Origin of the sequence: Anoxybacillus sp. ST4 (assembly GCF_019448545.1) — a bacterium.
GTDB lineage: Bacteria > Bacillota > Bacilli > Bacillales > Anoxybacillaceae > Anoxybacillus > Anoxybacillus pushchinoensis.
In genome coordinates this window covers 1-12,951 of sequence record NZ_JAHZOE010000016.1, presented here as the reverse complement: position 1 = coordinate 12,951, position 12,951 = coordinate 1, and the positions used below count along the sequence as shown (strand labels likewise).

General features: G+C 40.3%; 29 protein-coding genes. 21 read left to right on the top strand and 8 right to left on the bottom strand.

What is annotated here, in order from left to right:
* Nucleotides 1–12 precede the first annotated feature (12 nt).
* The 6 genes from K1I44_RS10490 to K1I44_RS10465 all read right to left on the bottom strand — a co-directional run bounded on the left by K1I44_RS10490 (nt 13) and on the right by K1I44_RS10465 (nt 4,714).
* Nucleotides 13–1,146, bottom strand: coding sequence for a tyrosine-type recombinase/integrase (locus tag K1I44_RS10490; protein WP_219986119.1), 1,134 nt, complete (start codon nt 1,144–1,146; stop codon nt 13–15).
* A gap of 58 nt (nt 1,147–1,204) precedes the next feature.
* Nucleotides 1,205–1,717: an ImmA/IrrE family metallo-endopeptidase gene (locus K1I44_RS10485; protein ID WP_219986118.1), complete on the bottom strand. Its 513-nt coding sequence runs from the start codon at nt 1,715–1,717 to the stop codon at nt 1,205–1,207.
* 76 nt (nt 1,718–1,793) lie between these two features.
* Entirely contained in the window at nt 1,794–2,657 is an 864-nt protein-coding gene (locus tag K1I44_RS10480; RefSeq protein ID WP_219986117.1) for a DUF3037 domain-containing protein, read from the bottom strand.
* On the bottom strand, nt 2,627–3,628 hold the full coding sequence (locus K1I44_RS10475) for a HipA family kinase (RefSeq protein WP_219986116.1): 1,002 nt from the start codon (nt 3,626–3,628) through the stop codon (nt 2,627–2,629). The genes K1I44_RS10480 and K1I44_RS10475 overlap by 31 nt, the downstream gene beginning before the upstream one ends.
* A gap of 292 nt (nt 3,629–3,920) precedes the next feature.
* Nucleotides 3,921–4,241: an excalibur calcium-binding domain-containing protein gene (locus K1I44_RS10470; protein WP_219986115.1), complete on the bottom strand. Its 321-nt coding sequence runs from the start codon at nt 4,239–4,241 to the stop codon at nt 3,921–3,923.
* A 68-nt stretch (nt 4,242–4,309) separates the two neighbouring features.
* Entirely contained in the window at nt 4,310–4,714 is a 405-nt protein-coding gene (locus tag K1I44_RS10465) for a helix-turn-helix domain-containing protein (protein WP_219986114.1), read from the bottom strand.
* A 171-nt stretch (nt 4,715–4,885) separates the two neighbouring features.
* On the opposite strand from K1I44_RS10465, the gene K1I44_RS10460 reads away from it, so the two are divergent.
* The gene (locus K1I44_RS10460; RefSeq protein WP_171334924.1) at nt 4,886–5,131 is read left to right on the top strand and encodes a helix-turn-helix transcriptional regulator; all 246 of its coding nucleotides are present in this window, start codon (nt 4,886–4,888) and stop codon (nt 5,129–5,131) included.
* Between the two features lie 55 nt (nt 5,132–5,186).
* Nucleotides 5,187–5,387, top strand: coding sequence for a hypothetical protein (locus K1I44_RS10455; protein WP_219986113.1), 201 nt, complete (start codon nt 5,187–5,189; stop codon nt 5,385–5,387).
* On the opposite strand, the gene K1I44_RS10450 is transcribed toward K1I44_RS10455, so the two are convergent.
* Nucleotides 5,359–5,808, bottom strand: coding sequence for a hypothetical protein (locus K1I44_RS10450; protein WP_219986112.1), 450 nt, complete (start codon nt 5,806–5,808; stop codon nt 5,359–5,361). The genes K1I44_RS10455 and K1I44_RS10450 overlap by 29 nt on opposite strands.
* Nucleotides 5,809–5,883: 75 nt before the next feature.
* Between K1I44_RS10450 and K1I44_RS10445 the strand changes: the two genes are divergently transcribed.
* Both K1I44_RS10445 and K1I44_RS10440 read left to right on the top strand, forming a co-directional pair.
* The gene (locus tag K1I44_RS10445) at nt 5,884–6,048 is read left to right on the top strand and encodes a hypothetical protein (RefSeq protein ID WP_021095428.1); all 165 of its coding nucleotides are present in this window, start codon (nt 5,884–5,886) and stop codon (nt 6,046–6,048) included.
* A 90-nt stretch (nt 6,049–6,138) separates the two neighbouring features.
* Complete coding sequence (locus K1I44_RS10440; RefSeq protein ID WP_064214193.1) at nt 6,139–6,435, top strand: hypothetical protein; 297 nt, start codon at nt 6,139–6,141, stop codon at nt 6,433–6,435.
* On the opposite strand, the gene K1I44_RS10435 is transcribed toward K1I44_RS10440, so the two are convergent.
* Complete coding sequence (locus K1I44_RS10435; protein ID WP_219986111.1) at nt 6,432–6,797, bottom strand: hypothetical protein; 366 nt, start codon at nt 6,795–6,797, stop codon at nt 6,432–6,434. The genes K1I44_RS10440 and K1I44_RS10435 overlap by 4 nt on opposite strands.
* A gap of 113 nt (nt 6,798–6,910) precedes the next feature.
* Between K1I44_RS10435 and K1I44_RS10430 the strand changes: the two genes are divergently transcribed.
* The 17 genes from K1I44_RS10430 (at nt 6,911) to K1I44_RS10355 (ending at nt 12,849) form a co-directional block, all read left to right on the top strand.
* Entirely contained in the window at nt 6,911–7,168 is a 258-nt protein-coding gene (locus K1I44_RS10430) for a DUF771 domain-containing protein (protein WP_081253614.1), read from the top strand.
* 83 nt (nt 7,169–7,251) lie between these two features.
* Complete coding sequence (locus K1I44_RS10425) at nt 7,252–7,773, top strand: helix-turn-helix domain-containing protein (protein ID WP_064220523.1); 522 nt, start codon at nt 7,252–7,254, stop codon at nt 7,771–7,773.
* A gap of 15 nt (nt 7,774–7,788) precedes the next feature.
* On the top strand, nt 7,789–8,013 hold the full coding sequence (locus K1I44_RS10420) for a hypothetical protein (RefSeq protein WP_219986109.1): 225 nt from the start codon (nt 7,789–7,791) through the stop codon (nt 8,011–8,013).
* A 13-nt stretch (nt 8,014–8,026) separates the two neighbouring features.
* Nucleotides 8,027–8,197 carry a hypothetical protein gene (locus tag K1I44_RS10415; RefSeq protein WP_183244534.1) on the top strand — a complete coding sequence of 57 codons (171 nt, stop codon included), beginning with the start codon at nt 8,027–8,029 and terminating at the stop codon, nt 8,195–8,197.
* A 270-nt stretch (nt 8,198–8,467) separates the two neighbouring features.
* A complete protein-coding gene (locus K1I44_RS10410) occupies nt 8,468–8,722 on the top strand; it encodes a hypothetical protein (protein WP_219986108.1) in 255 nt (84 codons plus the stop codon).
* A gap of 4 nt (nt 8,723–8,726) precedes the next feature.
* Nucleotides 8,727–9,059, top strand: a complete 333-nt coding sequence (locus K1I44_RS10405) for a zinc-finger domain-containing protein (RefSeq protein WP_219986107.1) — start codon at nt 8,727–8,729, stop codon at nt 9,057–9,059.
* Nucleotides 9,060–9,324: 265 nt separating this feature from the next.
* Entirely contained in the window at nt 9,325–10,299 is a 975-nt protein-coding gene (locus K1I44_RS10400) for a DnaD domain-containing protein (RefSeq protein ID WP_219986105.1), read from the top strand.
* A gap of 9 nt (nt 10,300–10,308) precedes the next feature.
* Nucleotides 10,309–10,512: a hypothetical protein gene (locus K1I44_RS10395; RefSeq protein WP_043968049.1), complete on the top strand. Its 204-nt coding sequence runs from the start codon at nt 10,309–10,311 to the stop codon at nt 10,510–10,512.
* Between the two features lie 15 nt (nt 10,513–10,527).
* Complete coding sequence (locus K1I44_RS10390; protein ID WP_255573374.1) at nt 10,528–10,689, top strand: Fur-regulated basic protein FbpA; 162 nt, start codon at nt 10,528–10,530, stop codon at nt 10,687–10,689.
* Nucleotides 10,664–10,786, top strand: a complete 123-nt coding sequence (locus K1I44_RS15400) for a hypothetical protein (RefSeq protein ID WP_255573373.1) — start codon at nt 10,664–10,666, stop codon at nt 10,784–10,786. Before K1I44_RS10390 ends, K1I44_RS15400 begins: the two co-directional genes overlap by 26 nt.
* Nucleotides 10,783–10,947, top strand: coding sequence for a hypothetical protein (locus K1I44_RS10385; RefSeq protein ID WP_167333786.1), 165 nt, complete (start codon nt 10,783–10,785; stop codon nt 10,945–10,947). Before K1I44_RS15400 ends, K1I44_RS10385 begins: the two co-directional genes overlap by 4 nt.
* Complete coding sequence (locus tag K1I44_RS10380) at nt 10,947–11,429, top strand: dUTP diphosphatase (protein ID WP_043968047.1); 483 nt, start codon at nt 10,947–10,949, stop codon at nt 11,427–11,429. Before K1I44_RS10385 ends, K1I44_RS10380 begins: the two co-directional genes overlap by 1 nt.
* Before the next feature lies 1 nt (nt 11,430).
* Nucleotides 11,431–11,691 carry a hypothetical protein gene (locus K1I44_RS10375; RefSeq protein ID WP_064214185.1) on the top strand — a complete coding sequence of 87 codons (261 nt, stop codon included), beginning with the start codon at nt 11,431–11,433 and terminating at the stop codon, nt 11,689–11,691.
* Between the two features lie 196 nt (nt 11,692–11,887).
* Nucleotides 11,888–12,097 (top strand): XtrA/YqaO family protein, encoded by a 210-nt coding sequence (locus K1I44_RS10370; RefSeq protein WP_219986104.1) that lies wholly within the window; start codon nt 11,888–11,890, stop codon nt 12,095–12,097.
* Complete coding sequence (locus tag K1I44_RS10365; protein ID WP_021095440.1) at nt 12,098–12,313, top strand: FmdB family zinc ribbon protein; 216 nt, start codon at nt 12,098–12,100, stop codon at nt 12,311–12,313.
* Entirely contained in the window at nt 12,313–12,546 is a 234-nt protein-coding gene (locus tag K1I44_RS10360; protein ID WP_021095441.1) for a hypothetical protein, read from the top strand. Before K1I44_RS10365 ends, K1I44_RS10360 begins: the two co-directional genes overlap by 1 nt.
* Nucleotides 12,547–12,582: 36 nt before the next feature.
* Nucleotides 12,583–12,849, top strand: coding sequence for a hypothetical protein (locus K1I44_RS10355; RefSeq protein ID WP_219986102.1), 267 nt, complete (start codon nt 12,583–12,585; stop codon nt 12,847–12,849).
* Nucleotides 12,850–12,951: the final 102 nt, after the last annotated feature.

Sequence of the window (12,951 nt, the reverse complement as noted above, 5' to 3'; positions counted from 1 at the left end):
TGCACGGCTTTTTTATTTTGCATTGTACAATTCTGTCATCGTTAAGTCTACTTGTCGGGACTCTTTTTGTTCCATCTCATCTAAAATGTGCGAATATGTTTGCAAGGTGGTTACAATATCTTTATGGCCAAGCCGTCTGGACACATACTTAATGTTTATCCCCTTGTATAAAAGCATAGAAGCGTGCGTATGGCGCAGTCCGTGGCAGGTGATAGGTTTAACCCCAACCTTTTTACATAACGCTTGTAGCGTCTTGTTTACCGCGTTATTTGTGATGACTCCCATTTTCGTGTTAACGAACACTAAGTTCTTTGAATTTCGCAATCCAGTTTTCATCGCCAACTCGTTTTGGTGTTTCCGCAGCTCTTTTAGCATGTTTAACGTTTCGTCATCAATCGTAATCGTTCGTTTTGAATCAAAAGTCTTCGTGTCGCTAAAATCATGTTTATCTTTAAAGTCCCACGTTTTATTGATTGTAATCGTTTTGTTTTTAAAATCAACGCAATCCCATGTAAGTCCCATAATTTCAGAGAACCGTGCACCGGTGGCAATCGCGAACAGAATGATGTATCTGGAGATGTATTTTGGCTTCATGTCTTTTTTAACTTCGACTACCAGCTTTTTTACTTCATCGAAATTAAGGTACTTTAATTCCTCTGATTTTGTTTCTAATTCGCCTTTTATAATGACTTTATATGTCGGATCGCGCGTAATAATTCCGTCCTCGATCGCGTCCCGGAGACACGATTTAATGTACGTGTGCCGTTTCTGGACCGTCGCCGTCGTGTGGTTTTTGCTGATTTCGTTAATAAATTTTTGGTACATGTCACGTGTAATATCTTTCAATTTTACGCCAGCGAAATGTTCCTCAACCAACCTGACGGATAACTCAATATTTCGTTCATGCGCCAAGCTGTATTTCCCTTTTTTATACACCTCATACCAATTCCGCATGTACTCCGAAAAAAGCTGATCCCCGGCGTTGATGTCGTATCCTTTGTGTAATTGTTTTTCCAGTTCGGCAGCTGCAAGCTCCGCCTCTTTCTTGGTGCGAAAGCCGCCTTTCGTTTTCGTTTTGTATTGCCCATTTTCTTTGTATGAAACACGATAACGCCAACCGTTTTTCATTTTTTGAATGCTGGCCATATGTATTCACCCCTTTCTTTAATATTTTAAGCGTTTTGTCGTCCGGTGCTGGTATAATTCAAGCAAAACACATAAAGTGATTGCTAAAGCATGAATGATTGACTAATATGCGATTTTGAATTTGTGTTAAGCGTTCTTCGCATAACTTTGGTGTCACCTTAAACATGTGAGCCATCTGCTCGATTATGTATCGCTCATTCCAGTCGATGAAATCAAGCATATGATATGGAATGGCTGCGTACTTCGTGAAAAGCTTTGCATCACGTTCTTGAAGTTCACGGAACGCCTCTGGCATCATACTCTGCACGCCAACGTGGCGAAGAATATGACACAACTCATGAAAGAAGGCTTCGCGCTTTTCTTCTTTCGACAATCGGGAATCGACGACGATGCAGCGGAATCGCCCGAAAACTTGATGCGTGGACGGAAACGGTTTCTCACGCAAGAAAATATTCATCCGTCGCGCTATGTATTCAATGTCAATATGTGATGGATGGAAGATACCGAGTCTTTTATAAAAATTCGTTACCCAGTCCTCGAGTGCAGTTGTGTAGTAATTACATAATTGCATAAAATCCCCTCCCTAGAGGAAATTATACGAACAAATGTTTGTTTTGGCAAGAAAAAGAAAAAGCCCAGACATGGGCTTAAACAGCTAACTCTTCTTCAAATTCCTCTATATATTTCCCTTCTTTTTCGATTTTAGTTCCGAGCTCTTTGAACTCTTTTGAATGAATCTCAAGTTTTTTGACTCGTTCATCTTTGGATTCGAGGTATCTTAACATATCAAATAATGTTTGGTCCCTGTTGTTCAGGTCTTCTTGGTTATAAAAAAGATAGATTCCGGCCTCTTGTTGATATGACCCTAAAATTGTTATAAGTTTTGTAAACCAGTCATTTAAACGTTCTCGATTTGAAGGAGCTACTTGTAGCAAATTAATGACACCGTTCTTATAAACAAAATCGATTATGAAATGGATGCTGTTTATATCTTTAATAGGCTTGAACCGTGCATTCTGTTTAACTTTCGTTCCAATCAAATTAAGTTCATCGAAATATTTTTTAATATAGTTCTTGGTGTTAATATGTGAAATCTTTTCATCACACGATAAAAACTCTTTGCCAATATAATTTTCTAATAATGATTGAAATAGCTGGTCTGGATTATTTGTTTTTGAAAAAGTTGGTTCGGACAATCGAAACTCATTAGGAAGTTTGTTGTTCAGTTCTTCCAAAAAAGCGTTAGTATACTTACCTGAGTCAAAAAGGGTTCCATTTGATGGAAGGGTTTTGAGCATATATTCGATATAATCCTTTTGAACCCGATAAGTATCCAATAAAACATCGTTAGCTAAAAGACATCTTAATTTTATATTTGTTATATCTAATAAGGTGTATCTTAGCTTTCCTATTTCAGGAGCATGAAGCATTAGACCGACGTTTATTACTTCACCGCGAATTTGGTTAGGGACATATTGGATCACTGAGTACCAGTTTTTTTGTCTATCCAACTTAATTCACCTCCGGTATAGTGTTGGAATGCTCCCATACGATGAAGTTCATTAATTATTATGCGGACAATGTCCTTTTGTTTCATTAAAAATTGCTTATATGCCGCAATTTGATTTTGTTTTTCGACGAACCATTCATCCGGTATCCCTTTAAACCATTCATCAATCATCGTAGGTGTTATATTCTCAATTTTATACACTACATCCATAAAAGAATGATTATTTGGATCGGAAACATTAATATGTTGGTCAAGGGCACGGAAAATAATACCCATCCCTACAAAAGGACTTCCACCGTTAAGTCTAGCATATGTGTCTATTATATAGGAAACATAATTGCGATCAGGGGAAGCCTTCAACAAAAATTGTCTTTTATTGATATTCCAATAAGGATTACCAAAGCAATGACCATGATCTATAACGAATACTTTTCTCTGACCGTCGACCTTTGCTATCAAAATGTTTCCATCGTTTGAAAATCGGTCAAAGTTAGCTGTCAGTATGTCCATTGCTATAATTTTTGGTATTTCGTCAGAATTGACAATCTTTTTAAAAAAGTTTGTCCAAGGTACCTTAATATAAGGCTTTTTCATTCTTACAAGCTGTTCATATCCGTTCTTTAAATTATTTTCTGAACCATCTATGTATTTGCTAGCAAAATGCAGACCTGGTGAATATCTATATTGAAAATTTAATGCAGGAGCATTTTCAAGAAAATCTCTATCAATGTTAGCTGCTACGCAGTCTGGTATGTGGATGTCAAGGTATTTAGCAATATTATAAACTAAAGCTTCTTGTAAAAACATAGCGCTCCATACTTCCCACTTTTGTGTGTGAGGGTTATAGACGTTTTGGTTTTTCAGAACATACGTCTTCCCGTCCTCTCCGATAACCATTATTGGTCTGCTCATCCCTTTTTTATCATCACCCAGTTCTTTAAGAAACGCATCAACCTCAATTCTACGCAGCAATACTATCCCCTCCCTCTGTTTTAAAAAGTACAATGTAAAAGTTATTTTTACATAAAATAGACACTGTGAATTAATCTTTGGTGCCGTCTGATGTCTTATTCTTCTCCCTTGCCTTATGCACAACTCAGTCAAAATGCTTCACGATCTCTTCAATTTCTTCTTTAGAAAAATTCCTCATCACCGTTGCTTGATGGATTTGGATCATCCGTGCGACCGAGTAGGTAGTCAGTGGTGACGTTGAAAAAGGTGACGAGTTTTGAAGTATTTCAGGGAAATTTAAGTGTGTAATAGTCTATCTTTCACACGCAATCCCGTCTTTGTCACGATCAAGTTTCTTATTCATGTTATATAAATCTGGGGATACGGTAGGTTTAAATTTTGTTTTCCCTCCTTTATTCTTGACGTTTGCGGATAATGCCACGCCACCAGGATACTTAGCATTGAGTTCCTTACAATTTGAAAAAGCAGAAACTTTCGTGTTTTTAGAAGCTGAAGATGTGACCACAGAAGACTTGGCTTTGGATCCGGTTCTTTTTTTAGCTTCCACATCGTCAGTTACAGAGAAACTGAACACAATCGTGGAACAAAGAGCAAGCGACAGTAAACGTTTCATTGAATTGCTTCCTCCCATCTTTTTAATGATAAAAGCCACCTAAAGTACGTGAATGACGTCTTAGGTGGCTATTCTTTGTTGCCTTTGTTTTTCTCTTTCGCCTTATGAACAACCCATTCAAAATGTTTAACGATTTCCTCGATCTCTTCTTCAGAAAGTTGCTTCCACTTCTCAATATCAAAGAATCCCATCTGCTCGATTCCATACTCTTTAATGAGCTGATTAATCCTCGCCAGTGTACCTAATTCCTCATTGTCGCTCTCTGGCGGATTCGGATCATCGGTGCGACCGAGTAGGTAGTCGGTGGTGACGTTGAAAAACTGCGCCAATCTATTGATGGTATCAATGTCCGGTTGGCTTTGTCCGTTTTCGTATTTCGAGTAGCCTTGGCGAGTTATTCCTAAAAAATCAGCCATATCTTGATGTGTTAGCTTCTTTTGCAATCTCAATGTTTTAAGTCTAACAGGGAACATTTAAAATCCCCTTTCTTGCGCATCTGTTTTTATTATAAAGCAACATATTGTTGCTATAAACAAAAATTAATTACTAGCAACAAAAAATTGCTGATTAATATTGACAGTAACTTTTTGTTGCGTATAATTAAAAATAACAAAGCAACTTTTGGTTGCTGGGAGGTGAGTTTTATGACTAAAGAACAACTTAGAGAAACCCTTGTGCAGGCAAGAGAAAGTAAAAATTTGACCCAAGAACAAGTTGTAGAACTATCTGGATTAAGCATCACGCGGCAGTACTATGGGATGATCGAAAACGGCGAGCGAAGACCATCCGTAGATGTTGCTAAAAAAATAGCTCCTGTTCTTGGAGTAAGCTGGACAATTTTTTTTGAAGTAGATAGCAACCAAAAGTTACGTAATATAACGTCAGCATAGCAAGCCTTTGCTCCTTGACAACTCAATCCCCATGACATGAAAGGAGGTGAGTTAGATGGCAGAGAAAGAGCAAGAACTTGTCCGTAAATTCGAGGAACTCATTCTTACTCTTCCAGCGCATGAGTTAACGGAAACTCTTGGATGTAGCTACAGCATGCTTCATCGATTAAAAAGCCAAATTCGTCATGGGCACCATGAAAGAGCATCTATTCAGTACAAAGGCGTTATTACCTTGCTACTGCGTTATTTACTCTAAAGTATTTTAAATAATAAAAATCAGCGATCAATGAAAATGGATCGTCAGTTTCTTCAAAATAAATGGCAACGTTCTTAAATTGGTGCTTGTCTTTAAATCGGTTAACATCGAAAAACGTTTCGTCCATATCTTCGAGGCACCATTCAAAAAGGACATTAAATAAAATAATATCGTTTTCTAACAGTTCGGATAACTGTTTTCGGTCAAGGCACTCGTTTTTCATAATTTCTAAGCATTTTTCCTTGGCGGTTGAGAAAATCTCTAATAAAGTTTCTCTGTATTTCACCGGGTGATAGAAAAACTTTGTGCCTTTGATAAGCAATGGCATGCCGTTTGGGCAGTTTTTTAAAGCATCTTGATATACATTCTCCCAACCACAAGGAATCTTGTTTAAGTCTAAATGCCATAAGTATTTTCTCATAAATATCACTCCTCCTCTTTAGATTAATGGCTCCTTGACAACTCAATCCCCATGACATGAAAGGAGGTGAGTAAGATGAGTGTTCTAAACAAGTATGTGATTATCGCCCATTTTCATCTCATGTTGAAACAGAACAATTTCAGTGAAGCAGACCTAAAAGAAGCGGTCGATCTGCTTCACAAAGAGCTGTTCCCAGAGGTTTGGGCGAAAACTAACGATTTGAATAATAGCAAAGCTTAATTTGCGTTAATGACTTGTTCAGAATTTATCGCACGTTTTGTGTTTTTAAACTCCTTAACACCCCAATCCATTGTAAGGAGGTGAAACCGAATGACAATTGAGCAACAAACGAATAAAGAGATTGTTCAAGCCATTGAACAATATGTCGAACAAGAGTCTGAAGAGTGGGTGCAACATGTTCTCAGCAATGCAAAAACGGTAGGCGATTTAATGACGGCTCTCTGGGAGCATGGCAAAGTAAAAAAAGACGGAACCGAAGTTGAACGTATGTTACATCGCTTAATTTATGAGCGCGGCGCATCCACAATAAAAGCTTTGATTAGAGAAATGGAGTGCCTTGTGTCCGAAAAAGCACTGTCTCACTTTGGAGACAGCGCAATACGCTAATTTAGTTGCTGAATTTGATCTTTTAGCATACGTTCAACAATCTCATGTTGTCTTTTGTAGTTTTCAAATTCTGAATATAACCAAGATGTATTTCGATCCCGTTGCTCAATCACTTCCTTTAATTCAAAGTAAACATCATTCCAGAAGTTGAACAGTGAAGTGATTTCATAATGAGCAAGCTCTTCGTTCATTGCTAAAAATAATTTAGCTTTTTCACTAAGTGTATAAATCTCTGATAAGTAAATGCTGACGATTGGCGACGGATTTTTAGGATCGTTTACCGTTTTTTGATACAAAGAATTTGTTTTATGAAAGAGCTCAGTGCAATTGTTCAGAAACTCAATCAAGCGATATTTATCCATTTGTTTTTCACCTCCTTCCTGCCGTATTCATTCGCCAAGAAGGAGGAAATTCCTACAAAAAACGACCTGACTGAAAAATGAGCGATGTTTTAATGCAAAGGAGGTAGGTTTAATTGGATAAAATCTGGTGGTCCATGCAAGATCTCAAAGAACGAACAGGCTATAGCGAGGATTGGCTCAAAGAGAACATCCTCTTGCATCCTCGCTATCGGCAAATGCTTGATTTAGAAAATGGTGGGTTTGTGTATTACCCAGAGAAAAAAGGAGAGCGTTGGTGCTTTATCGCATCGCGTATGGAGGAGTTTTTAGCCAAGTATTTCCGTGACATATTCACGACAAAGACCAACACAAAATCACGGATCGCTCAATGAACTTCCACTGTTGACGCTGGTTGTTCTAATGATACTGTAACATGCCATTCTCAATGGTGATGGTAGAAGGGGGAGAACAGGAAATGAAACGTGGTAGAGCGGCTGATGCGGTGAAGTCGGCGCGGCAGGCGACAGGGATGACACAACAACAACTTTCGTTTGAAATCTATGAATCTCGCGAAGCAGTTTCACAGCAAGAAAACGGACGGTATCGAGTGCAGCCGAATATATCGAAATATTTTGCCGAGAAGCACAACAATCCGTGGGTGGCACTGGAAGCGGCTGCGGAGTACACCGGCTGGGGTCCAGTCAAGCTGGACGGTGAGGTGGTCGATCTTCATCGTGCGAGTGTCGCAATGAAAACAAAAGAGGAACTAACCGAAGCGCTACAGGCGATCGAAAGTGTATGTGTAGCGAACCATCCGCGAGCGATTAGGGAGTACGATAAACAGCATCTTGAAGAAGCAATTTTGCAAGCGATCGATGCAATTGTTGCGCTCACGCAATACGTCGCAGTTATATGTATGGATTACGGTTTTTCCTGGTTTAAAATGTGGCAACGGCATCGTACGAAATTGCAGGCGAAGGGATTTATTCGGAAATAGAGGAGGAGAAGCGAAATGGATCATGCGATTAAAAGGTTGAAAACATTCTTGGAAGTCGAGTTGGACTTTTTGCGTGAAGAATGGAAGGACGGAAAAGGAAGCTACAAAAAGCTTTCCGATTGCCCAAGCTACAAAGCATGCAAAGCGTATGTTGATGCGATCAATGTTCTAGTGAAAGCTTATTATCATCCAGAGTACGTGGAGCAATATAAATGTCCATCTGTAAAAGAATTAATTTGAGGAGGAGAGAACAATGAGTTTTTGTCTAACAGCAAGCCGTTTAATGAAAGCAAGCGAGGTAAAGAAGTTATGCGCAGAATTGCGTAATGACCCAGCGTTGCTACTAGCGTTAGAACTTACAGCAAAACAAGAGTGGTACAAAAGAAAAATGGCCAGTGCGCCAACACTAGCCATCGCTCAATAAATAATCAACCTTTGATCTAATCATATTCTAGCATAAACGATTCGCGAAAGGAAGGGCAAGCGCATGCTTGCCGATTGGAGTACAAGCAACAGGTATCTCCCAGCCTGAAAATGGGCGTGTCCCCCAGCCCATGAGCTTGTACTTCAATCGGTGCGCATGCACACTAGACCGAGCGAGAGCGGGCGACGATCCAAGAGGGGAGCCGCGCCACAATACATGTTACGGTCATCGCCACGACGTCTAGAAATTCATTTGGAGGAGGAAAAGATTATGCAAGATACGCTCTTTTTGCAAGAAGTGGATTTGTTGCAAAAGGCATCGCGGTGCGTCGAGTACATACAAGAATCGCTTCAAAACCGCGACTATGAAACAGCGAAAATTGAAATGTCGGAGTTGCGTTTTTTATTAGACGAACTGCAAGCAATCGAACAAAAGAAATTACGTCGCGCACAGCTTTTTGAAGTTGTCGCTGACATGCGTAAGCGCGGCATTCAAATTGATTTTGTATCGCGGATGCTGGGGTGATGGTGTGACAAGAGAAGAGAAAAAGCAAATTCGGCTACAAATTTTGAAATTGCTAGATACACAGTGTGCAGGATGTAAAGAACGGCATAGTAGTACAAAAAGCACATGTGTAATCAGTTGTCCGATCGGAAAGCAAATGCAACAGCTATCTGTATTGTTATCGAAAGAAAGCTCTCGCATAAAAAGAGGCAAATGGACCGAAGAAGAAGAGTTTTATTTATGGCAACATAAAGATATTTTAGATGTTTCAGAGCTTGCAGCTCGTTTGGAACGAAGCGAAGTATCCGTATATTCAAAGTTGCGCCAGCTTGAGAAAAAGAATGTTTTGCCTTGTTAGAAGGGAGGTCACGAAGCATCACTACATTGTATGCTTCATGCGTGTAAATATGCTATTTGAAGTAGAATTCGCAGCAAAGAAGAACGGCTATTTCGAAACGATCCATACGGCACTCATTCACGCGCTCACTGTGTCCGAGTGCCGTCAAATCGCGTTAGAAATAGCCGAGCAAATAGGAAAAGGTGATATACAGGTTTTTATTTCAGACTTCTAGGATTATTATGCCAAAACGGAGTGCGGAAAGCAAGAGAGGAAGGGGATATACATGGCGACAAGACTTTTAATGGATGAAGAGCCGTTAGTGATTTTACCGTCACTAGCGGCCACGATCGGCTTGAATGAAAGTATCGTGTTGCAACAATTGCACTATTGGCTTGAGCGCAGCAATCACATTCACGAAGGGCATAAGTGGGTATACAACACATACGAGGAATGGCAAGAGCAATTCCCATTCTGGTCGGAAAGTACGATTCGCCGTATTATCACAAAACTTGAAAAGCAAGGACTTATCATCGCCGGCAATTTCAATCGCTCAAAGATCGATAAAACGAAGTGGTATCGGATCGATTATGACAAATTGACTGAACTTGAAAACCCGGTTTATGAAGTAAGTGCGACTGTTCAAAATGACACCTCGACTGCTCAAAATGAACAGACGACTGACGAAATCGACAGTCCATCTGGTCAAAATGAACAGTCCATCTGTTCAAAATGGACAGACGAAGCGCTCAATTTGAACAGACCAATACCAGAGAATACTACAGAGATCACTACAGAGAAAAAAGAAGAAGTAGAAGAAGACGCACACGTGCGTGAGAATCCGTTCACCTTTTTTGAACAAAACGGCTTTGGTACGATTGGCGGCTACATAAGCGAAAAAATTTCAACTTGGATCGATGATACATCCGAAGCTCTTGTTTTAGAAGCGATGAAAATTGCAGTAGAAAACGGCGTGAAAACGTGGAAGTACGTTGAGACCATTTTGCGTGATTGGTCGGAAAAGGGGTATCAAACCGTCGAACAAGTGCATGCAGCGCAAAAAGCGTTTAAGGAGCAGCAAGCAAAGAAACGCAATGGCTCTAGCACGAATGGAAAAAAAGCCGTTCGAACAGAAATCGTACCAGACTGGTTAAACACCGACTATTCGCGATATGAACACAAAGCAGACGTGGATCCAGCTGCGCTCGAACGTAAACGACGTGAGTTAGAAGAGCGACTGAAAAAGTATCGCAATGACTAGGTGAGTGCTATGCCGTACCCGATTTGGATTCGATTAGAGTATCAAAACGACGTTGGACGAATAGTCGGTTTCACCGGCAGCATTCAATCTGAATCGGCTTTGATCGAAGTATTGGAACGATACGAGATTACGAGAGAGCGACTTGTATCGGTCTGGATTAATGGGAAAGCGTACCCGACATCAAAGCTTGATCGATTCTTTTCGAAAATATAGCGGAGGTGGAATGGGTTGTTGCTGTTAAAGCATGTATTGATTCAACGTTTGCGCCGAAAAGGTGTTTTCGTTGCAGCTGACGGGCGAGCACTCTCGAAACTGACGCTAGAAGAGATTCAACGGGAATACGAGCGAATGGAGGGTAATCACGATGAACTGGTCAAAAGCAACGCTTAAACAATTATACGTTATCGTGCGATATGAACATTGTCCGATTCGATATAAACAAATGGCGCTAAAAGAGATACAAAAACGATTGGAGGATTTGCGATGAGTCGTAAGTCGCTACATGGCCCAGTTGTCGTCAGTTACCTAACGCCAGAAGAGCTTGAAGCGTATCGGAACCGTCCGCGCAAGAAATATTACGACGAAGATAACCGCCGAGCAATTGACTGGCGTTGGCCGCAAAACAGAAAGAAAAGGGGAGCGAAATAATGGACTTATCCAAGCTTTTTGAGATGCAGCGGGAACTGGATGAGCGTATTGTTCGAGAAAAAGGATTAGATGGTCAGAATCTTTTGCCGAATAAAGTATTAGCCTTACAGGTGGAGCTGGCAGAACTCGCAAACGAGTGGCAAGGGTTTAAGCATTGGAAAACGAATCGGCAACCGAAAGAGGGGATGTTGGAAGAATATGTGGACTGTTTACATTTCATTTTGAGCATTGGATTGAGCGGAAATATCGGGACGATAGAATGGGAACAGATTGAACCGTATAAAGCAAAATCCACTATTCAACAGTTTATAGGCTTGTTTGAATATACATCACGTTTACTTGAAGATATCACGGTATATGTCGACATTTGGAGTTCTTTCATCGGACTTGGAGAAATGCTCGAATTTACTTGGGATGAAGTTGAGGCAGCGTATATGCGTAAAAACGCAGTCAACCATCACCGCCAAGAAAGTGGGTATTGAGATGGATGCAAAGCATTGGATGGAAGAATTAAACAAGAATCAAATACTTCGCAACGTGCAAAAATTGCTCGAAATACAAACCGAAAAGGGGATTGAAAAATACGGAACAACCGTCAATCCAAGTGACTACACATTGGTCGGCTGGCTGGAACACTTGCAGCAGGAAATGATCGATGCAATCGTATATTGCGAGGTGCTGAAATTTAAATTTGCGCACTTAATTGCGCTTGAGAAGCTAAATTCGGACGTGAATGACGAATGAAGCGTCGTAAGCGAAAAGCCAGATGGTATCTTTTATATCGCAAGGAACATCGTGATGCTGTTTATGTTTATGAACCATTGCGTAAGTATGAGTTGCAAAGTAGGATTCGACGTGGATGGAAAGTGATTGGATAAAACAAAAAAGCCGGGATCTCTCCCGACAGTCCAACCCAATTATACCACATGGAGGGATTCCGGTGAGTAAAAGAGCGCAAGAATTGCAGATTGATATAGATAATATGACTGTTTCGCATCCCATTGTGCCAGGGAAGGTGCTTGTGATTGTCATTGACGGTGTGCAAGGGAAAGCAAAAGTAGCGGAAGCGGTTGAGCATGGATATACGATCATTGAAACAGCGAAGGGAAAAACGGCACGAATCAAATTCGAGGAAAGCGAGTTGTTTTAAGTGAAAATAGCGGTTCATGTGTATGAATGCAAGAGTTGCGATGTAGTGTTTGCAGTTTCGCAGGACTTTGAAGAACAGCACCTTGTGCAATGTCCGGTTTGTGGAAGTGATAAGGCGTTGCAAGAAGTATCGACTGGAGAATTGCACATACAACGGAAACAGCAATTACTTGTCGTTCCAGTAGGGAAAACAAATATTTTCGAGTTTCTGGGGTGATGATGTTGCAAATTACATTACCGCCAATCTCAGAAGATGATGCGTTAGAGTTGCAAGTCTACATCAGCTGTGGGGAAAGTGTCTTTGGACAGCCTGAAAGTCAAACGTTACGCGAGTTTATTGACTTTCTGTATAAAAAATGTCGAGAAATCGAAGCTGAGCGCTGGCGCAACGATCCACAAAACTGGGGTGCATGCAGTAAATGGCCGTATGAGGATGATTTGCCGTTTTAATACGCATTCGACACATAATGCGAAGGAGGATTAATCATGAGAATTACTGGTAAACAAACAGTTGAAATTGAAATCAATGAAAAGGAATTAGGGTATGCGATCATGCAACATGTTATTGATGAGTATTTCGGCGGTGATTTTGATGATGCAGGATGTGATTGGTACACGAAAGATACAAAAGTATACGTTGGTGGCGAAGATTGGTTGGTATCCGAAAATCCGCATGTTGCGGTTCTTGTTGATGCGGTGAACATTTTACGCTATGGAAAAAAGCTTGAATTATATACATGCACTTTAAGATGATGACTTCTGTATGAACACCTTTTTCCATGGTTATACTGCTCCTAAATACCCACGTATAAAAGGAGCGGAAAGGACATGAAACGTCTTAAAATTACAAATGAT

Coding starts and splice junctions, on each gene's coding strand:
- K1I44_RS10490 (WP_219986119.1), bottom strand. CDS start 1,146: ATGGCCAGCATTCAAAAAATGAAAAACGGTTGGCGTTATCGTGTTTCA.
- K1I44_RS10485 (WP_219986118.1), bottom strand. CDS start 1,717: ATGCAATTATGTAATTACTACACAACTGCACTCGAGGACTGGGTAACG.
- K1I44_RS10470 (WP_219986115.1), bottom strand. CDS start 4,241: ATGAAACGTTTACTGTCGCTTGCTCTTTGTTCCACGATTGTGTTCAGT.
- K1I44_RS10465 (WP_219986114.1), bottom strand. CDS start 4,714: ATGTTCCCTGTTAGACTTAAAACATTGAGATTGCAAAAGAAGCTAACA.
- K1I44_RS10460 (WP_171334924.1), top strand. CDS start 4,886: ATGACTAAAGAACAACTTAGAGAAACCCTTGTGCAGGCAAGAGAAAGT.
- K1I44_RS10455 (WP_219986113.1), top strand. CDS start 5,187: ATGGCAGAGAAAGAGCAAGAACTTGTCCGTAAATTCGAGGAACTCATT.
- K1I44_RS10450 (WP_219986112.1), bottom strand. CDS start 5,808: ATGAGAAAATACTTATGGCATTTAGACTTAAACAAGATTCCTTGTGGT.
- K1I44_RS10445 (WP_021095428.1), top strand. CDS start 5,884: ATGAGTGTTCTAAACAAGTATGTGATTATCGCCCATTTTCATCTCATG.
- K1I44_RS10440 (WP_064214193.1), top strand. CDS start 6,139: ATGACAATTGAGCAACAAACGAATAAAGAGATTGTTCAAGCCATTGAA.
- K1I44_RS10435 (WP_219986111.1), bottom strand. CDS start 6,797: ATGGATAAATATCGCTTGATTGAGTTTCTGAACAATTGCACTGAGCTC.
- K1I44_RS10425 (WP_064220523.1), top strand. CDS start 7,252: ATGAAACGTGGTAGAGCGGCTGATGCGGTGAAGTCGGCGCGGCAGGCG.
- K1I44_RS10420 (WP_219986109.1), top strand. CDS start 7,789: ATGGATCATGCGATTAAAAGGTTGAAAACATTCTTGGAAGTCGAGTTG.
- K1I44_RS10415 (WP_183244534.1), top strand. CDS start 8,027: ATGAGTTTTTGTCTAACAGCAAGCCGTTTAATGAAAGCAAGCGAGGTA.
- K1I44_RS10410 (WP_219986108.1), top strand. CDS start 8,468: ATGCAAGATACGCTCTTTTTGCAAGAAGTGGATTTGTTGCAAAAGGCA.
- K1I44_RS10400 (WP_219986105.1), top strand. CDS start 9,325: ATGGCGACAAGACTTTTAATGGATGAAGAGCCGTTAGTGATTTTACCG.
- K1I44_RS10395 (WP_043968049.1), top strand. CDS start 10,309: ATGCCGTACCCGATTTGGATTCGATTAGAGTATCAAAACGACGTTGGA.
- K1I44_RS15400 (WP_255573373.1), top strand. CDS start 10,664: ATGAACTGGTCAAAAGCAACGCTTAAACAATTATACGTTATCGTGCGA.
- K1I44_RS10385 (WP_167333786.1), top strand. CDS start 10,783: ATGAGTCGTAAGTCGCTACATGGCCCAGTTGTCGTCAGTTACCTAACG.
- K1I44_RS10380 (WP_043968047.1), top strand. CDS start 10,947: ATGGACTTATCCAAGCTTTTTGAGATGCAGCGGGAACTGGATGAGCGT.
- K1I44_RS10375 (WP_064214185.1), top strand. CDS start 11,431: ATGGATGCAAAGCATTGGATGGAAGAATTAAACAAGAATCAAATACTT.
- K1I44_RS10360 (WP_021095441.1), top strand. CDS start 12,313: ATGATGTTGCAAATTACATTACCGCCAATCTCAGAAGATGATGCGTTA.
- K1I44_RS10355 (WP_219986102.1), top strand. CDS start 12,583: ATGAGAATTACTGGTAAACAAACAGTTGAAATTGAAATCAATGAAAAG.